The organism is Brevibacillus brevis (assembly GCF_900637055.1).
Taxonomy (GTDB): Bacteria; Bacillota; Bacilli; order Brevibacillales; family Brevibacillaceae; genus Brevibacillus; species Brevibacillus brevis.
The window spans coordinates 1,707,486-1,725,621 of sequence record NZ_LR134338.1; the positions used below are offsets into that span (position 1 = coordinate 1,707,486).

Annotated in this window: 17 protein-coding genes; all 17 read left to right on the forward strand. The window is 50.5% G+C overall.

Annotated elements, in window-relative coordinates:
• Nucleotides 1–13: 13 nt before the first annotated feature.
• From EL268_RS08790 to EL268_RS08870, 17 genes are read left to right on the forward strand one after another with little or no spacing between them, the layout of a single operon-like run.
• Nucleotides 14–997 carry an NAD-dependent epimerase gene (locus EL268_RS08790; protein WP_106654490.1) on the forward strand — a complete coding sequence of 328 codons (984 nt, stop codon included), beginning with the start codon at nt 14–16 and terminating at the stop codon, nt 995–997.
• The gene (locus tag EL268_RS08795; RefSeq protein WP_232030339.1) at nt 990–2,270 is read left to right on the forward strand and encodes a nucleotide sugar dehydrogenase; all 1,281 of its coding nucleotides are present in this window, start codon (nt 990–992) and stop codon (nt 2,268–2,270) included. The genes EL268_RS08790 and EL268_RS08795 overlap by 8 nt, the downstream gene beginning before the upstream one ends.
• Before the next feature lie 40 nt (nt 2,271–2,310).
• The gene (locus tag EL268_RS08800; RefSeq protein WP_106654492.1) at nt 2,311–4,206 is read left to right on the forward strand and encodes a polysaccharide biosynthesis protein; all 1,896 of its coding nucleotides are present in this window, start codon (nt 2,311–2,313) and stop codon (nt 4,204–4,206) included.
• Nucleotides 4,203–5,291, forward strand: coding sequence for an LCP family glycopolymer transferase (locus EL268_RS08805; RefSeq protein WP_106654493.1), 1,089 nt, complete (start codon nt 4,203–4,205; stop codon nt 5,289–5,291). Before EL268_RS08800 ends, EL268_RS08805 begins: the two co-directional genes overlap by 4 nt.
• Complete coding sequence (locus EL268_RS08810; protein ID WP_106654494.1) at nt 5,284–6,036, forward strand: YveK family protein; 753 nt, start codon at nt 5,284–5,286, stop codon at nt 6,034–6,036. Before EL268_RS08805 ends, EL268_RS08810 begins: the two co-directional genes overlap by 8 nt.
• Complete coding sequence (locus tag EL268_RS08815; RefSeq protein WP_106654495.1) at nt 6,011–6,706, forward strand: CpsD/CapB family tyrosine-protein kinase; 696 nt, start codon at nt 6,011–6,013, stop codon at nt 6,704–6,706. The genes EL268_RS08810 and EL268_RS08815 overlap by 26 nt, the downstream gene beginning before the upstream one ends.
• Nucleotides 6,707–6,729: 23 nt before the next feature.
• Nucleotides 6,730–8,127 carry a flippase gene (locus EL268_RS08820; protein WP_106654496.1) on the forward strand — a complete coding sequence of 466 codons (1,398 nt, stop codon included), beginning with the start codon at nt 6,730–6,732 and terminating at the stop codon, nt 8,125–8,127.
• Between the two features lie 15 nt (nt 8,128–8,142).
• Nucleotides 8,143–8,970 (forward strand): CDP-alcohol phosphatidyltransferase family protein, encoded by an 828-nt coding sequence (locus EL268_RS08825; protein WP_106654497.1) that lies wholly within the window; start codon nt 8,143–8,145, stop codon nt 8,968–8,970.
• The gene (locus EL268_RS08830) at nt 8,915–9,631 is read left to right on the forward strand and encodes a phosphocholine cytidylyltransferase family protein (protein WP_106654498.1); all 717 of its coding nucleotides are present in this window, start codon (nt 8,915–8,917) and stop codon (nt 9,629–9,631) included. The genes EL268_RS08825 and EL268_RS08830 overlap by 56 nt, the downstream gene beginning before the upstream one ends.
• Nucleotides 9,632–10,834, forward strand: coding sequence for an O-antigen ligase family protein (locus EL268_RS08835; protein WP_106654499.1), 1,203 nt, complete (start codon nt 9,632–9,634; stop codon nt 10,832–10,834). It begins immediately after the preceding gene.
• Entirely contained in the window at nt 10,794–12,032 is a 1,239-nt protein-coding gene (locus EL268_RS08840) for a glycosyltransferase family 4 protein (RefSeq protein WP_232030534.1), read from the forward strand. The genes EL268_RS08835 and EL268_RS08840 overlap by 41 nt, the downstream gene beginning before the upstream one ends.
• Nucleotides 11,999–13,009 (forward strand): polysaccharide deacetylase family protein, encoded by a 1,011-nt coding sequence (locus EL268_RS08845; protein ID WP_106654501.1) that lies wholly within the window; start codon nt 11,999–12,001, stop codon nt 13,007–13,009. The genes EL268_RS08840 and EL268_RS08845 overlap by 34 nt, the downstream gene beginning before the upstream one ends.
• Nucleotides 12,993–13,640 (forward strand): sugar transferase, encoded by a 648-nt coding sequence (locus EL268_RS08850; protein WP_106654502.1) that lies wholly within the window; start codon nt 12,993–12,995, stop codon nt 13,638–13,640. Before EL268_RS08845 ends, EL268_RS08850 begins: the two co-directional genes overlap by 17 nt.
• The gene (locus EL268_RS08855; RefSeq protein WP_106654503.1) at nt 13,609–14,634 is read left to right on the forward strand and encodes a GNAT family N-acetyltransferase; all 1,026 of its coding nucleotides are present in this window, start codon (nt 13,609–13,611) and stop codon (nt 14,632–14,634) included. The genes EL268_RS08850 and EL268_RS08855 overlap by 32 nt, the downstream gene beginning before the upstream one ends.
• Nucleotides 14,631–15,803 (forward strand): DegT/DnrJ/EryC1/StrS family aminotransferase, encoded by a 1,173-nt coding sequence (locus EL268_RS08860; protein ID WP_106654504.1) that lies wholly within the window; start codon nt 14,631–14,633, stop codon nt 15,801–15,803. Before EL268_RS08855 ends, EL268_RS08860 begins: the two co-directional genes overlap by 4 nt.
• On the forward strand, nt 15,796–17,067 hold the full coding sequence (locus EL268_RS08865; RefSeq protein WP_106654505.1) for a type III PLP-dependent enzyme domain-containing protein: 1,272 nt from the start codon (nt 15,796–15,798) through the stop codon (nt 17,065–17,067). The genes EL268_RS08860 and EL268_RS08865 overlap by 8 nt, the downstream gene beginning before the upstream one ends.
• Nucleotides 17,068–18,027: an ATP-grasp domain-containing protein gene (locus tag EL268_RS08870; protein ID WP_106654506.1), complete on the forward strand. Its 960-nt coding sequence runs from the start codon at nt 17,068–17,070 to the stop codon at nt 18,025–18,027.
• The last annotated feature ends 109 nt before the right edge of the window (nt 18,028–18,136 follow it).

Here is an 18,136-nt window from a genome sequence, read left to right on the forward strand (position 1 = left end):
AGAGGTGGAGAGTATGTCGATTTTGGTGACAGGCGCAGCTGGATTTATCGGTTTTCATGTAGCACGACGGCTATTGGAACAAGGACAGACGGTGTGGGGGGTAGATAATTGCAATGAGTATTACGACCCGGTCTTGAAGGGCAAACGACTGGAAATCCTCCAAGCGTACCCATCCTTTCGTTTTATCAAAGCGGATATTGCAGATCAGAGCAAAATGGACGAGTTGTTCCGCGAAATGAAGCCGGAGCTTGTCATTCACTTGGCCGCTCAAGCGGGCGTCAGGTACAGTCTGGAAAACCCCCATGCCTATACGACTTCCAATATCACCGGGTTTCTGCACATTTTGGAAGGATGCCGACGGTCGAGAGTCAGGCATTTGCTCTACGCATCCTCAAGCTCCGTCTACGGAGGGAATACAAAGCTGCCATTTGCGGAGTACGATCCCGTAGATGAGCCGGTCAGCTTGTACGCAGCAACGAAAAAAGCCAATGAACTGATGGCCTATACCTATAGTCATTTATACGGCTTGCCTGCGACGGGACTTCGCTTCTTTACGGTATATGGGCCTTGGGGACGACCCGATATGGCGCTCTATACGTTTACCAAGGCGATTTTGTCGGGAGAGCCTGTCCGCATTTTCAACTACGGCAACATGACGAGGGACTTCACGTATGTGGACGATATCGTCGAAGGGATGCTGCGACTGCTGAATCGAATCCCCCAAAGGGAGGGGGACAAGGCGCCGCATACGGTCTTCAACATCGGGAATCACCAGCCGATCGATTTGCTTACGTTTCTCTCGATATTGGAAGAGAAGCTGGGTAAAAAGGCTGTTCGCGACTATTTGCCCATTCAGCCGGGGGATGTTCCTGCTACCTATGCGTCAGTGGAAGCTTTGTATGAGGCGACAGGCTTTCGGCCGAAAACACCAGTCGATGTGGGGATTTCTCGCTTTGTAGACTGGTACGTCAGCTATTATGGTGTCGCGCATGCGTAAAAAAGTGGGAGTAGTAGGTCTTGGATATGTAGGACTGCCTGTAGCGATTGCTTTTGGCCAGGTGTTTCCAGTGGTGGGTTTTGACATAGACGAAAGACGCATACGCAGCCTAGAGAGCGGAATGGACGAAACAGGAGAGATGTCGACAGATGAGCTAAAGCGAGCCAACATCACGTATACGGATGACCCTTCAAGTCTCGCAGCGTGTGATTTTATCGTTATCACGGTACCCACTCCTGTCGATTCTGCGAAACGGCCCGATATGCGGGCACTCATTCTCGCGTCTGAAAGCGTTGGGCAGCATCTGACTTCAGGGACTATCGTCGTCTATGAATCGACAGTTTATCCAGGGGCGACAGAAGAAATTTGTATTCCTGTATTGGAACAAGCGTCTGGGAAGCTCGCGGGGATTGATTTTTTTGTCGGCTACTCACCTGAACGAATTAATCCAGGGGATCGGGAACGGAGATTGTCCCAGATCGTCAAGGTCGTTTCAGGGCAAGATCGCCAGACGTGCGAAACGATTGCCGAGATGTACGGATTGATAGTAGAGGCAGGTATTCACAAAGCTCCCTCGATTCAGGTGGCTGAGGCTGCAAAGGTGATTGAGAACACGCAACGTGACATCAATATCGCCTTGATCAATGAGCTTTCGATTATTTTTGACCGCTTGGGCATCTCAACGTCAGATGTGCTCGAAGCAGCACGGACCAAATGGAATTTCCTCTCTTTCTCTCCAGGACTCGTCGGTGGTCATTGCATTGGTGTCGATCCGTACTATTTGACATACAAGGCGGAGAGTGTTGGTTATCATCCGCAGGTCATACTGGCTGGACGACGGATCAATGACGGAATGGGCAAGTTCGTCGCGACCTCACTCGTGAAGCAAATGATCTGGCAAAATATTGCGATACAAGGCTCCCGGATTACGATCATGGGCATCACCTTTAAAGAAAACGTGTCGGATATTCGCAATAGTCGGGTCATCGACATCATTCAGGAACTGAAGGAGTTCGGCGTAGAGGTCCAAGTGACGGATGATTTGGCTTGTCCGGAACGAACGAGAGAGGAATACGGCATTCAATTGCGAGAGTGGGAAGACCTGCAGCCCGCCCACGGAATCGTATTGGCCGTACCTCATGAGCGATATCTGCACCTGGGATGGGAGGAGCTTGCCGGACTCTTGTATCAGGGGCAAGGTGTCATCGCAGACGTGAAAAGCGTGCTCAATCGCGAAACATGCCCGGCAGAAATTAGGCTGTGGCGTTTATGATGACCATTTTTTGAATAACGATCACCTGGAGCGGATGAATATGAGCTACCGGAAGAGAAGATTCTGGTTAAGCTTATCGGACGCAGGAATTATCAGCTTGGCTGTCTGGTTGGCCTGCCTGGTTCGATTTGATTTTTCTTTCACAGAGATAAGCGGATATCAACCTGTGTATTTGATGATGGGCCACGTACTGTTTGTCGTGACAGGCATGCATTTTGCTCAACTCTATCGACCTGTTTTCCGCTATGTCAGTGTACGTGAACTGGTCTCGATCATTTTAGCCACGAGCTTTTCCGTTTTGGCACTCTACCTGGTACTGAAAATGACGTACCTGCTTGGCTGGTCCATTCGATTTCCTACCTCACTCTTTCTCATGACGCTAGCCTTTGTCTTGCTCGGGATCACAGGCTCCCGGTTTGTATGGAAGTGGTGGTATGAAGAACGGGAGAAAAGAACCCAGGATCGCAGGCGGACATTAATTATCGGGGCAGGTAGCGCAGGTGTGCTCGTAGCCAGAGAGATGAAAACCTCTCCTTTGTCGGAGCTGCGTCCAGTGGCCTTTATCGATGATGAGCCCAGCAAACAAAATCTGCGTGTGTACGGCCTGCCAGTTGTAGGGAATCGGGCTGACATCGCCCGCATCGTGCAACGACTTTCCATATCAGACATCGTGATTGCCATGCCATCCGCATCTCAGCAGACGATTAAGGAGATTTTCGACATTTGCAAAACGACGAGAGCGAGCGTCAAAATTTTGCCGCATGTAGCAGACATCATCAGCGGAAAAATCACGATGAACATGATTCGGGATGTAGCGTTGGAGGATTTATTGGGAAGGGAGCCTGTTCAGGTCAATCTGGAAGAGATTACGGGGTACTTGCGGCAGCAAGTCGTACTTGTGACAGGAGCGGGCGGCTCGATTGGGTCCGAGCTTTGCAGACAAATAGCTAGATTTGGTCCAAGGAAACTTCTTCTCTTGGGGAACGAAGAGAACGGCATTTTTGAAATGAGCCTGGAGCTCTCGCGTTTGTTTCCTGAGCAGGAGACAGTCAGCTTGATTGCAGATATTCGTGACAGACAAAGGATTGCTTCGATTATGCATGAGTATCGTCCCGCTGTTGTTTTTCATGCGGCAGCCCACAAGCATGTGCCGTTAATGGAGAGCAACCCGTGCGAGGCATTGAAGAATAACATTCTGGGTACGAAAAACGTGGCGGAATGCGCACTGGAAACCAGCGTCTCTCATTTCATCCTGATCTCGACGGACAAGGCAGTGAATCCAACCAGTGTAATGGGTGCCACGAAAAGGATCGCTGAGCTTCTGATCCAGGGTTACAACCATTTCGGACTTACCCGGTTTGCGGCAGTTCGTTTTGGAAATGTCCTGGGGAGCAGGGGGAGTGTCGTTCCGGTTTTTCTCAATCAAATACGGGCAGGTGGACCGATTACCATTACGCATCCAGATATGGAGAGATATTTTATGACTATTCCTGAGGCTGCCCAGCTTGTCATTCAGGCGGGAGCACTTGCCCAGGGAGGGGAGATATTCATTCTCGATATGGGGAAACCGGTCAAAATTGTCGATATGGCCCTCGACCTGATTCGCTTGGCAGGCTTGGAGCCCGGGAAGGATATTCCGGTTGTATTCACGGGAATTCGTTCAGGTGAGAAGCTGTACGAAGAAATTTTGACGGCAGAAGAAGGCTTGTCGTCTACTTGCCATAATCGCATTTTCATTGGGAAGCCGCTCGATTTTTCCTGGAATGAGCTCTTGGCAGGGATCGCCCGGTTGGAGCAAATTGCAGACAAGGGAGCGACGATAGAGGACAAACAATCTATTATCGAGATTTTGCAAGGGATCGTTCCTGGCTATCAATCCACTTCTTACGTGAAGGAAGAGGCTACGCCAGTCCCTTATCCAGTGGCGATCGGATGAGCGTCGGCAAATGGAAGGAAAAGGTTGCCACGATAAAGTGGAAGAGGCTGCTTGCCTGGGGAGGATTGATTTGTCTCATCAGCTTGAGTGGTTATGGTGTGTACGTCTATCTGTCGTTAAAAGAAACGGCCAGCAAAATGTACCTCCCTGTCCGCACGCAGAAATCTATCGAGATGCCTGTAGCGACTGAACCAGCATCAGTGAGGCAATCAACGACCATGAATTCCCAAGGAGCAGCTACACCGCCTGCGGCTGAAGTGGAGAACTCCGCTATTTTGCCCAAAGAACCGATCACCCTGCTGCTTCTTGGCGTTGATGAACGAGAAAATGACAAGGGGCGCTCGGATGTCATCCTCGTACTCTCCGTCAACCCGAAAACGAAATCAGCGTTGCTCATCAGCATACCGCGTGATACGCGAACAGCTATGGCTCACAAAGGTACTCAGGATAAGATCAATCACGCATACGCATTCGGCGGAGTGCAGCAGGCAGTAGACACCGTCGAACAGTTCCTCCAATTTCCTATTGATTACGTAGTGACCGCGAATATGGAAGGATTCGCAGGTGTGATCGATGCGCTGGGAGGAGTGGAAGTCAACAACAAGCTGGCCTTTACTTATGCGGATTACACCTTTCCAGTCGGTCCCATCCAGTTAGACGGGAAGCAAGCCTTGGTCTACGCTCGCATGCGCTACGAAGATCCGAGAGGCGACCTCGGACGTAACGAAAGACAGCAGGAAATCATCAAGGCATTGCTGGATAAAGGGGTGACCCTTGCGTCGCCTACCCGATTGAACGACGTCCTAGCGACGATGGAGAAATACGTGAAAACAAACATGACCTTTGATGTGATGAAAGAGCTTGCCCTAAGCTACAGCACGGCAGTTACCTCCGTCGAGACGATTCGTTTGGAAGGAAAGGGTCAAATGATCAATGGAATCTACTACTATATCGTCAGCCCGCAAGAGCGTGAGAGGTTGACCGAGAGTCTTGCAACTTTTCAAAAACAAATCGAACCTCCCGTACAACTGCCGAAAGAAGGAAGTGACAGCATGGCGGGGCAAAGGGGGAAGCAGGATGAATGAGGAGCTTAATCTTCGTGAAATACTCCTGATGTTGTTGAAGCGATGGAAGCTGATCCTTTTGATTACCTCTTTGTGCACCATCGGAACAGCGCTCGTGAGCTTCTATTTACTGACACCGATTTATCAGGCAAAGACGGAAATATTAGTGAATCGCTCGCTGGATTCAACCGTAGAGAGCATGCTATCCGTCGCAGAAATTGATTCCAATCTGAAATTGATTGAGACCTATCGCGTCATTATTGAAAGTCCGCGGGTGATGGAACGCGTGCTCGATGTGCTCGGGGCTGGAACCACCATGGAGGATCTACTGCTTCAGACGAAGGTGGAGCCAGTCAAGGACTCGCAGGTCATTTCCATTACGGTGGAAGATCCGGATCAGGGCAGAGCAGTGCTCATCGCCAATACAATCGCGACGACCTTTCAGGAAGAAGTCGTCAAAATGCTCAGCATGAACAACGTGCATATTTTGGCGGAAGCGCGAAACAATCCGGCGGCAATCCCAGTGAGCCCAAAACCGATTCTCAATTCGGTGATCGCCTTTGTCCTCGGGTTGGCAACCTCTGTGGTCGTCGTCTTCTTGCTTGTGCAGATGGATACCCGACTTCAATCGGAAAAAGAAGTGGAGGAGTATTTAGGCTTACCTGTACTGGCAACCATTGCGGTGATCGACAAAAAAACGCGGAAGGCATTTCGCCAGCCAAAGGTGGAGGAAGTGAGGAATGAGTATGAGAAGGCAGAAGCCTGATGATCGTTATCAAAAGCTGATCGCCCATTGGGAGCCGCTGTCACCGCTGGTCGAGGGCTACCGTACCCTTCGCTTAAACATTCAGTTTTCCATGGGCGACAAGCTGATGCAAACGATTTTAGTCACCAGTCCAGGGGCTTCTGAGGGAAAAACGATCACCGCTGCCAACCTGTCCTTGATGATGGCAAAGGATCATAAAAAAACGGTGCTGCTTGATTTTGACTTGCGCAATCCGCGGGTGCATTTCACCTTTGATATGCCGAATCTGTACGGGATCAGTTCTTACTTTTCCGATATGTGCCAGATTACCGATATTATTCAACCATCTGGCGTATCAGAACTGTCGATCATTACGGCAGGGCCGATCCAACATAATCCAGCGGAAATGCTCGGGACGCCACGGCTTTTGGAATTGATGGCATACCTGCGCCACAACTTTGATTTTGTGATTGTCGACAGCCCGCCATTAATCGTAAGCGACGCCATGGTGCTGGCAAGGGAAATGGACGGCTGTGTCATGGTGGTGGATGCAAGCAAGACGAAGCGGGATTCTGCTGTCAAAGCAGTAGAGCAGTTAAAAGCGGCAGGAGCCAATCTGCTCGGTGTTGTTCTCAACAACAAAAAGGTAGGGAAGAGAGAAGGCTACTACGGATATGGGTACAACGCATAGCAGAAAGCGGGGCGTTTGTAGGCATGCATGCCCTCAAATTAGCTTGGCAACGACAATGGAGCCGTCTCAATAAAGATCGCGATGTTCACGAAGTGATTCGCGGCTCGGCCTTTACGTTTTTGTTTCGGCTCCTTGGCTTCGTGCTGCTCTATCTCTTGCAGTTCTATATTGCCAGAGAGTATGGAGCCAAGAGCCTGGGCATCTATTCGCTTACGATCACCCTGATGAACATCGGAATGGTGCTGGCCGTATTGGGGACGGATACAGCCATGATCCGCTTTCTCTCGGAGTTTCGCGCGAAAGGCTCGCTTTATCAAATTTCCGAAGTATTCAACAAGGTAGTGCTGTGGACGACGCTGATTTCGATTGTGCTCGGGGTACTTTTGCATGTGTTTTCGGAGCAGGTGTCCGCCTACGTATTTGCAGGGGAGCTGCCCGCAGAGGCATTGCGAGTCGTCGCGTGGATGCTTCCGTTTGTGTCACTCGCCAGACTGTATGCATCTGCGTTTCGGGCACTTCATCGAGTTGTCATCTCGATCACTGTCGATATCGTCGGTATGCGTTTTCTTCACTTGGCGTTTCTTATCAGCGTGATACCTTTTTTCGAACCTAGCACGATGCTCTTGATTCAATTGCTCGCGGCTGCTGTTATCTTGAATGCCGTCTATGGGATGGGGCAGTGGTATGCGACCAGCCGAGGATTCCGTAACGGGGTACAGCCGGCTACGGGAGAGCCTGTCGTTGGGATGAAGGAAATTATTGCAGTCGCACTGCCCATGTATCTCAGTGCGTCGATGGAATTGATTATGACATGGACAGATATGATCATGCTGGGCATTTTTACGGATGCAAAAACCGTCGGTGTATACAGTGTGGTCATTCGTCTGGCAATGGTGACGGGCTTTGCGCTGATTTCCATCAATACGATTCTCTCTCCCAAGTTCTCTGAGCTGTACGCACGTAAGGATATGGACGGCTTGAAAAAGATGATTGCGTTCGCTAATCGGCTCATCTTCTTCACCTCTGCTCCTCTTAATCTGCTAGTAGCGATATTTGCCGTTCCGTTGCTCACTTTTTTTGGCGAAGAGTTTGCGAGTGAGAGCCTCGTCCTTGTGATTCTGTGCATGGGACAGTTTGTCAATTTTTGCACAGGCAGCGTCATCCCCTTATTGACGATGACCGGGCATCAAAAGACGGCCCGCAATATACTTGTCTGTTCAGCTGCACTAAACATAATCGGAAACGCTTGTCTCATTCCGCTGTATGGAATTATCGGGGCCGCCATTGCTACTTCGTTCAGCCTGATCTGTCGAGATCTTTGTGCTTCGTATTGGGCATCCAAATATTTTGGCTTTCGCACGTGGTACATCCCGTTTTTATCCGAAAAATATTCCGTCTCGATTTCGAAGACGAGGTCATGAAGAAGGTGTCATACCGTGAAGGATGAGCTGTATCCGTCTATGTTTTGGGATAGTGAAGAGACACGCCATTGCCGTGTGCAGGTGCAGAAGCCGTGGAGCAGGGAGGAATTTTGGTCGTACTACTTCACACGTCGCATCTCCATCTACATGAGCTTATTGCTAACCCGAAAAACACAAATATCCCCCAACGCGATTACAATCGGGGGGATTGTCGCCGGACTCCTTAGCGCAGCAGCATTTATGTACGGAACGGCGGCATCCTTTCTGCTCGGCTGCTTCTTCTGTCAGGTGTGCTACTTGGCGGATTGCGTCGACGGGGAAGTAGCCCGCATGCGCAACCAGAAGAGCAAGGGAGGAGAATGGCTGGACATCGGGCTCAACTATGCACTCTACCTGGTGTCATTCGGTGTGATATACGGCATCACGAATTATCACGCGATGTTGGGTCCGTGGCTGCTCTATTTGATCCTGCTCACGATTTTTGCAGAGATTTTGGCGACCAATGGCTCCGATCTCGTATTTAGCCAGGCGAAAATCTCTCACGAAACAGTTTCCATGAGAAAGCGCAGCAAATGGATCGATGCTTTTGTCTTCCTTTTTCTTACCCAAACAGGCTATCAGTTGGGCGTGCTGGTTACCGCATTTCTGTGGGCACTCAGCGGTCAGATGCTATTTTTGCTCCTATGGACCTTCTACCACCTGTTCGTCGGGCTGGCCAGATCGATGTACAAGCTGAAGCTGAACATCAAATACGTCATGCCATCTCAGAAAGAAGGAGGGGAGTCGGATGAAGGCACTGCTCATGGCGGCAGGTCTCGGGTCACGAATCAACGAGCAAATTGACGGCATTCCCAAGTGTACAGTGGATATCGGGAACCATGCGCTCATTGAAAATACGATAGCGGAACTGAAGCGCCACGGAATTGATGAGATCGCGTTGGTGGTGGGCTATCAAGCCAACGTGATTACCGAGTTGCTCAGAGATGAATCGATTCGTTTTTATCACAATCCTTTTTATGATCGGACGAATAGTATGGTGTCCCTCTGGTTCGCCCGCGCGTTTTTGCAAGGAAGCGACTGCTTGCTGTTGAACGCCGACGTTTACTTTGAATCAAAGGTACTGGAAGTCGTTTTGCAAGAGACTGCATGTCCCGTCATGTTTGCAGATCCAGTTCGTCGCTATGAGGGAGATTATAAATTTGGCTATGAAAACGGACTGTTGCTCCGCCATGGAAAGGAGCTTTCATTGGAAGAGACAACTGGCGAATACGTTGGAATTGCCAAACTTCAAGAGAGCTTTCTGCCGATATTTTTGCGTCGATTGCAAAGGTTAATTCAGGAGAAGCAGTATGATTTGTGGTGGGAAAACGTCCTCTATTCTTTTTTGGGCGAAAGGAATGTGTATGTCGCACAAATACCACCGGGATTGTTTTGGGCAGAGGTTGATACGTGGGAGGATTATCGGCGAATCCTGCAATTCACCAACCATCTGGCGCACAGGTAAATGATGGTCAAGGAGAAGCTCTCACCGGACAAGGTCCTTCTTTTGCTATATGTGGTACTTAAGCCCTTCTACTTCTTCCCTAGTGGCAATCCGCAAATCGCCGATTTTATTATGCTCATCCTGATCGCCTACAGCTTCTTGTTTCGCCTGGGTCGGGTCAACCGCAGACTCGGACTTTTTCTCTTCCTTACCTTTCTGTTTTTGTACGACATTATGATGGTGAATGGCATATGGACGATTGCACTCGGCGGGGAAATGGATGTATTCAGCTCAACCAAGTGGTATTTGTACAACGGAGCCGTAATGCTTGCCCTGGTTATTTTGTTCAGGCGCAGCCCTCAAGAGTACGTCAAATGGGTCTTCCTGGCTACGTCCGCTTCCTTGCTCGTTCAGGCATTCATTCTCGTGTCAGGACTGTCACCGGATAGTGATGAGTTCAGGCAATCCTTGTTCTTCAACAATCCAAACCAGCTCGGCTATTTTGGGCTTTTGTGCATGGGGATATGCCTGCTGTGTGCTCGCTTCGTATCTGTGAAGACCATCCCCCTCTTTATTGCGATCGGCACGGCGTTTAGCATTATTGCAGCGTCCTTGTCGAAAGCAGCGATCATTAGTGCCGCAGGGATGTACCTCGCTTTTTTGCTCCTCTCCATCAAAGAACGAACGGGCCTGTTTTGGATGAATCTGCTTTGTGTGCTCGTCTCGTCCTTCACTGTCTTCTTCATCTATTTGTACACCAACGAAAACGTACTGAGCGACGCATCTATTTACACACAAATCGAAGAACGGATGGTATCACTCGGGGAAGATTCGGATGACAATTTGGCAGCGCGGGGCTATGACCGGATTGCCAACCATCCGGAGTACATTTTGTTTGGAGCAGGGGAAGGGATGTACGAGCGATTTAACAGCAGCATTTCATTGGAACTCCATTCTACCTTAGCCAATCTGTTCTTCTCCTACGGTGTAATGGGCACGGTGCTGTTCATTCTCGTGATGTATGGGGCGGTCCGTGGGCATCGATTGGTTGCTTGGTATCCACTTGTCTTCCAAATTTTGTACGGACTCACTCATAACGGAATTCGCGAAACGTTTTTCTGGATCATGCTCGCGCTGTATTTCGTGACAGCCGAAATCAATACGCGTCAGATCAAAAATGGCGGTGATCTGCTTGAAAAAAATCTTGCAAGTATGCGCAATTGACCGCTCTGTAGAAAGCTTGCTGTTTCCCTTGATTGAAAAGCTGATGGGTGAAGGCTACGAGGTGCATACCGCGTGTTCGGATACGGGGCGCTTTGATGTACTGACTGCAAAGGGATTAACGCTCAGAAGTATCCCCATTAAGCGAAAGATCGACCCGATTTCCAATTTGGTCACAATTGGGGCATTGTATCGGCTGATGAAAAGGGAGAAGTATGAAATCGTGCATGTCCATACACCGATTGCGGCTGTTCTCGGACGCGTAGCAGCAAGGTTGGCAGGAGTGCCGCATGTCATTTACACAGCGCATGGCTATTTCTTTCATGAAGGAATGAGCAAAAGGACCTATCAGATGTACTACACGCTGGAAAAATGGTTTGCCCGGCATATGACTGATTATCTTTTACTTCAGAGTCGAGAGGATTACGAGTTGAGCGTGAAGGATGGCTTCTCCTCTCAGGCGGAGCGGATTATGCACATTGGCAACGGCGTTGATCTCACAGAGCGCTTTCACCCGCGACTCGTAACGAGAGAACAGGTCCAGTCTATCAAGGCCTCACTGGGGCTGCGTGATGATCATGTGGTGATGACCTATGTAGGACGCATGGTTTCGGAGAAAGGAATTTTTGAGCTGTTGGAAGCCTTTCGCAAGCTGGCGGGTGAATTTCCGCGTCTGCGCCTCTTATTGGTGGGGGACGTGTCTTCCAGTGAACGCGATCAACGAGGTCAAGACTTCGTGGAGCTTTGCCGACAGCATCCGCAAATCATTTTGGCCGGATTCCGCACAGACATCCCAGAGCTGATGGCCACAAGCGATATATTTGTTCTTCCCTCTCATCGCGAAGGGCTGCCTCGTTCTATCATTGAGGCGATGGCGATGGCGAAACCGATCGTCGCCACAAATATCCGTGGATGTCGGGAAGAAGTCAGGGACGGTGTCAACGGATTTTTAGTAGAACCAAAACAAGTATGTCCCTTGTATGCAGCCTTAAAAAAGCTCGTAGTCGATTCCAGACTCAGAGAAGCATTCGGGCAGAATAGCCGCAGCATCGCGCTTGAACACTTCGATGAGCGAAAGGTCCTTGCGAAGCAGGCGGCGTTATTTGCCAAACTGACTGGTCAGGTGCGAGAAGAAAGAGAGCAAGAGAAAGGAGGCAGCGGAGAAGATTGGACAAGACGGGAGCATTCGTCATTTCCCTAGATTTTGAACTTTACTGGGGCGTCCGAGACAAGAGAACCATTCAGTCCTATGAGCAAAATTTGTTAGGCGTTCGTCAAGTGATCCCCGCACTTTTGGAGCTGTTTGCCAAGTATGAAATGCATGTCACCTGGGCTACTGTCGGTTTTTTGTTTTGCGAGACGCGCAAGGAGCTGGCAGGCGTTATCCCACGGCATCTCCCGGCGTATTCCGATGGGAAGCTGTCACCCTACCCTTATTTAGACACAGATGCGATCGGAGAGCATGAGCAGGTCGACCCGTATCACTTCGCTCCTTCCTTGATCAAGCTGATTTCCTCTTACCCGCATCAATTCATCGGAAGCCACACCCTTTCCCACTACTATTGTCTAGAGCCGGGGCAGACTCCCGAAGCTTTTGCTGCTGACCTAGATTCTTTTCAAAAAGTGACCCGCAAAAAAGGATACGCACCTTCCAGCATCGTTTTTCCGCGAAATCAGGTGCAGCCAGCCTATTTATCGTTGTGCAAAAAAAGGGGGTTTCGCTCCTATCGCGGCAACGAGCGGTCTTGGATGTATCACACAAAAGGTACTGCTGAAGAGACATTGTTCAAACGAGCCATGCGACTGATGGATGCGTATGTGAATCTCTCCGGCCATAACAACTATGAATCATTGAAGCGCAGTCCAGAGGGATTGGTCGATGTTCCATCCAGCCGGTTTTTACGCCCATATCATCCGCGGCTTGAGAGGTTGGAAAAATGGCGCATGAAGAGAATCAAATGCGACCTGACTCATACGGCAAAGCACAATCGCTTGTACCATCTGTGGTGGCATCCGGAGAATTTTGGGGATCACATCGAAGAGAATCTGTCCTTTTTGGAGGAAATACTCCAGCATTACTCCATGTTGCGCAAGAGGTACGGCATGCAAAGCCTCAGCATGGAGGAAGCGGCAGCGAAGTGGAGTCAACAGGAGGTGCGGCATGAAGTCCTTGTTTGATCGTTGCGTTTCCTTCCTGACGCTCGTCATTCTGTCCCCACTGATTTTGCTAGTGAGTCTGCTCATTCGCTGGAAGCTGGGGTCTCCGATTTTGTTTGTACAAGAGCGACCAGGTCTGCACGGAAAACCATTTTTCATCTATAAATTTCGTACGATGACCGATGAACGTGACGAGAGTGGAGAGCTTCTTTCTGACGAGCAGCGGCTAGGATCATTCGGAACGCTTTTGCGCAAGTATAGCTTGGATGAACTGCCGCAATTATGGAATGTGCTTCGTGGTGAAATGAGCCTCGTAGGGCCGAGACCACTGCTGATGGAGTACCTGCCCTTATACACGCCACGGCAGTTGAAGCGACACGACGTGAAGCCGGGGATTACAGGTTGGGCGCAGGTCAATGGGAGAAATGCGATTGACTGGGAGCAAAAGTTCGAGCTGGACGTCTGGTATGTAGAAAATGGCAGCTTTTTTCTGGATATGCGGATTATCGGTCTGACAATCAAGCGCGTTTTTCAATCGACAGGCGTAAATCAGCAGGGCAGCGTCACGGTAGAAGACTTCAGAGGGAGTGGAAACACAGAGCGCGCTGGGAGGGAAGCAGGTGAGCCTGATCGTACTGTCGGAACAGGATGATTGGACCGAATATTTGCGACGTTTTTTACATTTGGACGTGTCCTACACGAAAGAATACGTACAGCTGTACGCCAAAATGGAGCAGGGCACGCCAGAAGCTGTTTTTTTCAAAAGTGGGGAGAACGAGGTTTTCTACCCGTATTTGGTCAGACGTCTGGATGGGGTGGTACCTGGTTATGCTGATTTGGTTTCGATTGGATACGGAGGGCCATTCGTCGTGGGGGGACAGACGGCTGCTCGATTGTTCCAGGAGCAATTCCACGTCTACTGTCGGTACAAAAACTACCTGACGGAAACGGTTCGCTTTCATCCGTTGCTGGGAAATGCGGAGCTGTTCGCGAGTCAAATGCGACTGGATCTGGTGAGGATGGTAACAGCGGTCGATTTGCGCCCCACACTTGCCTACATTCGTGCCCACTATACGCAAAACGTCGGACGAAATATGAGGAAGGCCGCGGCAAACGACGTCCGGGTTACGTTGGGCGGAACCGATTGGCTTCCTTCTTTTATCCAGCTGCATCGGGAGACGATGGACCGCAATCAAGCCGCGGCGCACTACTACTATGCACCGGAATTTTTTGGGGGACTCATGAAAAAAACAGTGTTGTGCAAGCCGCGGCTCCTGCTTGCCATGCATGAGGATCGGCCGGTGGCGGGCGTGCTTTTGCTCAGTGGAAATCAATTCGCCCATTATCGGCTAGGGGCATCCCATACGGAAGACATGGCGCTTGGCGTCAATCACCTCCTCTTCGACGCCATGATCCAACAGGCAAAGCTGGATGGAGCACAGCTGCTTCTTCTCGGAGGAGGAAATCTGGATGGAGATGGCTTGTTCCGTTTCAAGTCCTCGTTTGCAAATGGCAATCATTTTCCTTACTGGATGGGCAAGAAAGTTCACGATGAGGAAGTGTATTTGGCTTTGTGCCAAAAATTACAGGTCGATCAGGCTGGCGAGTTTTTTCCTGCCTATCGCAATGGGGGGGCGTCGAATTGAGTGCGCAGCAGCGGATCTTTTTATCACCACCACATATGGGAGAGGATGAGCGGGACTTGGTGGCAAACGCCTTTGCCTCCAATTGGATCGCACCGTTGGGGGAACACGTCGATGCTTTTGAGCGAGAGATTGCCCAGTATGTGGGCGTAAAAGCTGCCTTGGCTGTATCCTCTGGTACGGCTGCGATCCATCTCGGGCTGAAGCTAGCAGGTGTTGCTCCGGGTGATACGGTGTTCTGTTCCAGCCTCACCTTCGTCGCCAGTGCCAATCCGATTCTGTACCAGGGAGCAACTCCGGTATTTATTGATTCCGAGGAAGAGTCTTGGAATATGTCGCCGCAGGCATTAGAGCGAGCCCTGCGGGAAGCGGCAGCAGCGGACAAGTTGCCCAAGGCGGTCGTCATCGTTAATTTATATGGGCAGAGCGCAGATATGGGGCCATTGATAGCGCTTTGTGAGCAGTATGGGGTGCGAGTGGTTGAAGATGCAGCAGAATCGTTAGGGGCTGTATACAAGGGGAGAATGAGCGGTGCCTTTGGTCATGTTGGGACCTTTTCATTTAATGGCAATAAAATCATGACGACCTCAGGTGGTGGAATGCTTGTCTCCGATGACGTGGAGGCGATCGAAAAGGCGCGCTTCTGGTCGACGCAGGCGAAGGAGCCAGCCAGGCATTACCAGCATGAAGAGCTGGGCTACAACTATCGGTTGAGCAACGTACTGGCGGCAATTGGCCGGGGGCAGCTGCGCGTCTTGGAGGAGCGAATCGAGGCAAGGCGAGGGATTTACAAGCGTTATGAACAAGCCCTCGGACAATTGCCTGGTATTTCGTTCATGCCAGAGCCGAAAACAGGGCGATCCACGCGATGGCTGACGGTGATGACACTGAATCCAGCGGACACTACACTCTCTGCTGCACAACTGATTGATGCGCTGGGCAAAGAAAATATCGAAGCCCGTCCCGTGTGGAAGCCGATGCATCTGCAACCGTTGTTCGCGCAGTGCCAATACTATCCGCACCAACCTGATGAGAGTATCTCAGATCGGCTATTTGCCCAAGGTGTTTGCTTGCCGTCCGGTTCCAGCTTGACCGCTGAACAGCAGGAGCGAGTCATCGGTGTTATTACGAACTGCCTCCTGAACCAGAAACAGGGGGTGCGCCATGTATAGTTATGAACAGTTAGAAAAATGGCGCAGTCTATGCTCTTCTTCTTTTTACGTGTTGGACACAGTGAAGCTCTCCGAGAACTATCGTCGTTTTCAACGGGCTTTTACTCGACGTTATGAGCATGTAGTCGTCGCGTATTCGTATAAGACCAATTATTTGCCGTTTTTATGCCAAAAGCTGCATCAGTTAGGGGCGCATGCAGAAGTCGTTTCTCGACTGGAGTACGAATTGGCACGGAAGCTCGGTGTTGATCCTGCGTCCATCATTTTTAACGGCCCGCTTAAAACGGAAGCGGACATTCACCTGGCCTTGGAGCAGGGGAGCCTGATCAATCTGGATTCTTTCTCGGAAATACCTTGGGTGGTGACCTATGCCAAGGAGTATCCCGAGCAGACGTTTCGGATTGGGCTGCGGATTAATGTGGATTTGGCCAGGGGTGGAGTGAGTCCTCTGCAAAATGGGTACGAGGTCAGCCGATTTGGCTTTTGCGTCGAAAACGGCAATTTGGAAAAAGCCCTGAGCCTGTTGGCTGTCGCCCCAAATGTGCATGTAGTCGGGTTGCATGGACACTTTTCCACCAATCGCAGTGTGGGTGTATATCGCCAAATTACGCGCCATCTATGCCGTTTAGGGAAGCAGCTTCTGGGCGAGCGGCTTGCTTTTATCGATATTGGAGGCGGATTCTATGGCGAGCTCCCAACCTCGTTCGGGATGACGGCTGCACCAACCTTTGAGGAGTACGCCGAAGCGATTACGTCTGTTGTGAAGGAGGAGCTGGCAGAGCTGGATTATGCACCGCTGCTGATTCTGGAGCCAGGTATTTCACTCGTGGCAGATGCCCTTGATTTCGTTTGCCAAGTCATCGATGTAAAAGAAAACAGAGGAGAGCGGTTTGTTCTCGTAGATGGAAGCATTCACAATGTCAAGCCAACGATGCACGCGCACTCTTTGCCAGCCCGACATGTGTGCAACCGCAAGCCCGTTCCTGAAGCGAGCTATCATGTCGTCGGGTATACGTGCATGGAAAAAGATTATTTGCTTCAAGGCTACACGGGGCCACTGCCTGATATCGGGGATTATTTTGTCTTTGGACACGTGGGAGCGTATACGCTCGTCTTTAATCCACCATTTATTCGGGAGAGGCCGCCGGTTCTCGCCATCGACGGAAATGAAGCGATCATTGTCAGAGGAAAAGAGACTCTCCAACAATTCATTCCCGATTCCGTTTATCGTTTTCACGTTGACAAGCAGGGGGTCGTGAACTGAATGAACGTACTTGTGACCAGTGTAGGCAGACGAGTCAAGCTGCTCCACTATTTTGTGCGCGAATGGGGTGACACTGGCAAAATCATAGCCGTCGACTGCGATCCGACGGCCCCGGCCCTGTGCGCTGCCCATCATCACGAGCAGGTGCCGCGTATCGATGATCCTGGGTATCTCGATGCCCTGCTGCGCATTTGCCAACGGTACGAGATTAAGGCAATCCTTTCTTTAATAGACCCTGAGCTGACTTTGTTGGCTGCGCATGCAGATCGTTTCTACATGCAGGGCATCGAGGTGATCGTGTCCAGTCGAGATATAATCGAGATGTGCTTGGATAAGATGGCAACGCATGATTTTTTGTCCGCGTACCAGTTTCCCGCCATTCCCACTTTTACAAAAATGGACGAGGTACAAGTAGCGCTTTTGGCAGGGCAGATTACGTATCCATTGATCGTCAAGCCGCGGTATGGAAGTGCGAGTTTAGGCATCACACGTGTGGAGAATGAGCAAGAATGGTCCGTGCTCATGGAAAAAACGGAAGATGTCGTCATTCAACCGTTCTTACAGGCAGAGGAGTACGGAGTGGATGCCTATGTGGATCTGATCTCGGGGGAGCTGGTGACACTTTTCGCCCGCAAAAAGCTGCGAATGAGGGCAGGGGAGACGGATCGCTCCCTCGCGGTAAAAGATCCGCGTTTGCTATCACTGGCAAAGGAACTCATTCGTGTCCTAGAGCCGCGTGGGCCAATTGACATCGATTGTTTTTTGGTGGGAGATCAGTACGTTGTGTCGGAGATCAATCCCCGTTTTGGCGGCGGGTATCCGCATGCTCACGAATGTGGCGTGAACATCGTGCGGGCGCTTCTCCAAAACGTAAAGGGTCTGATGAATGTGCCAAAAGTAGGGGAGTACAAGGAAGGAAGCATCATGATGAAATATGATGAGGTCATGCTGCTGGAGTAAACGCAAAAATATCTGTAAGGAGCGGGGGATGGGCAGGACGCAAAAGCGAGACATAGACTGCGTACCTGCCCCCTGAGACTCCCGTTCCCGTAGTGTAAGGTGCCTGTAT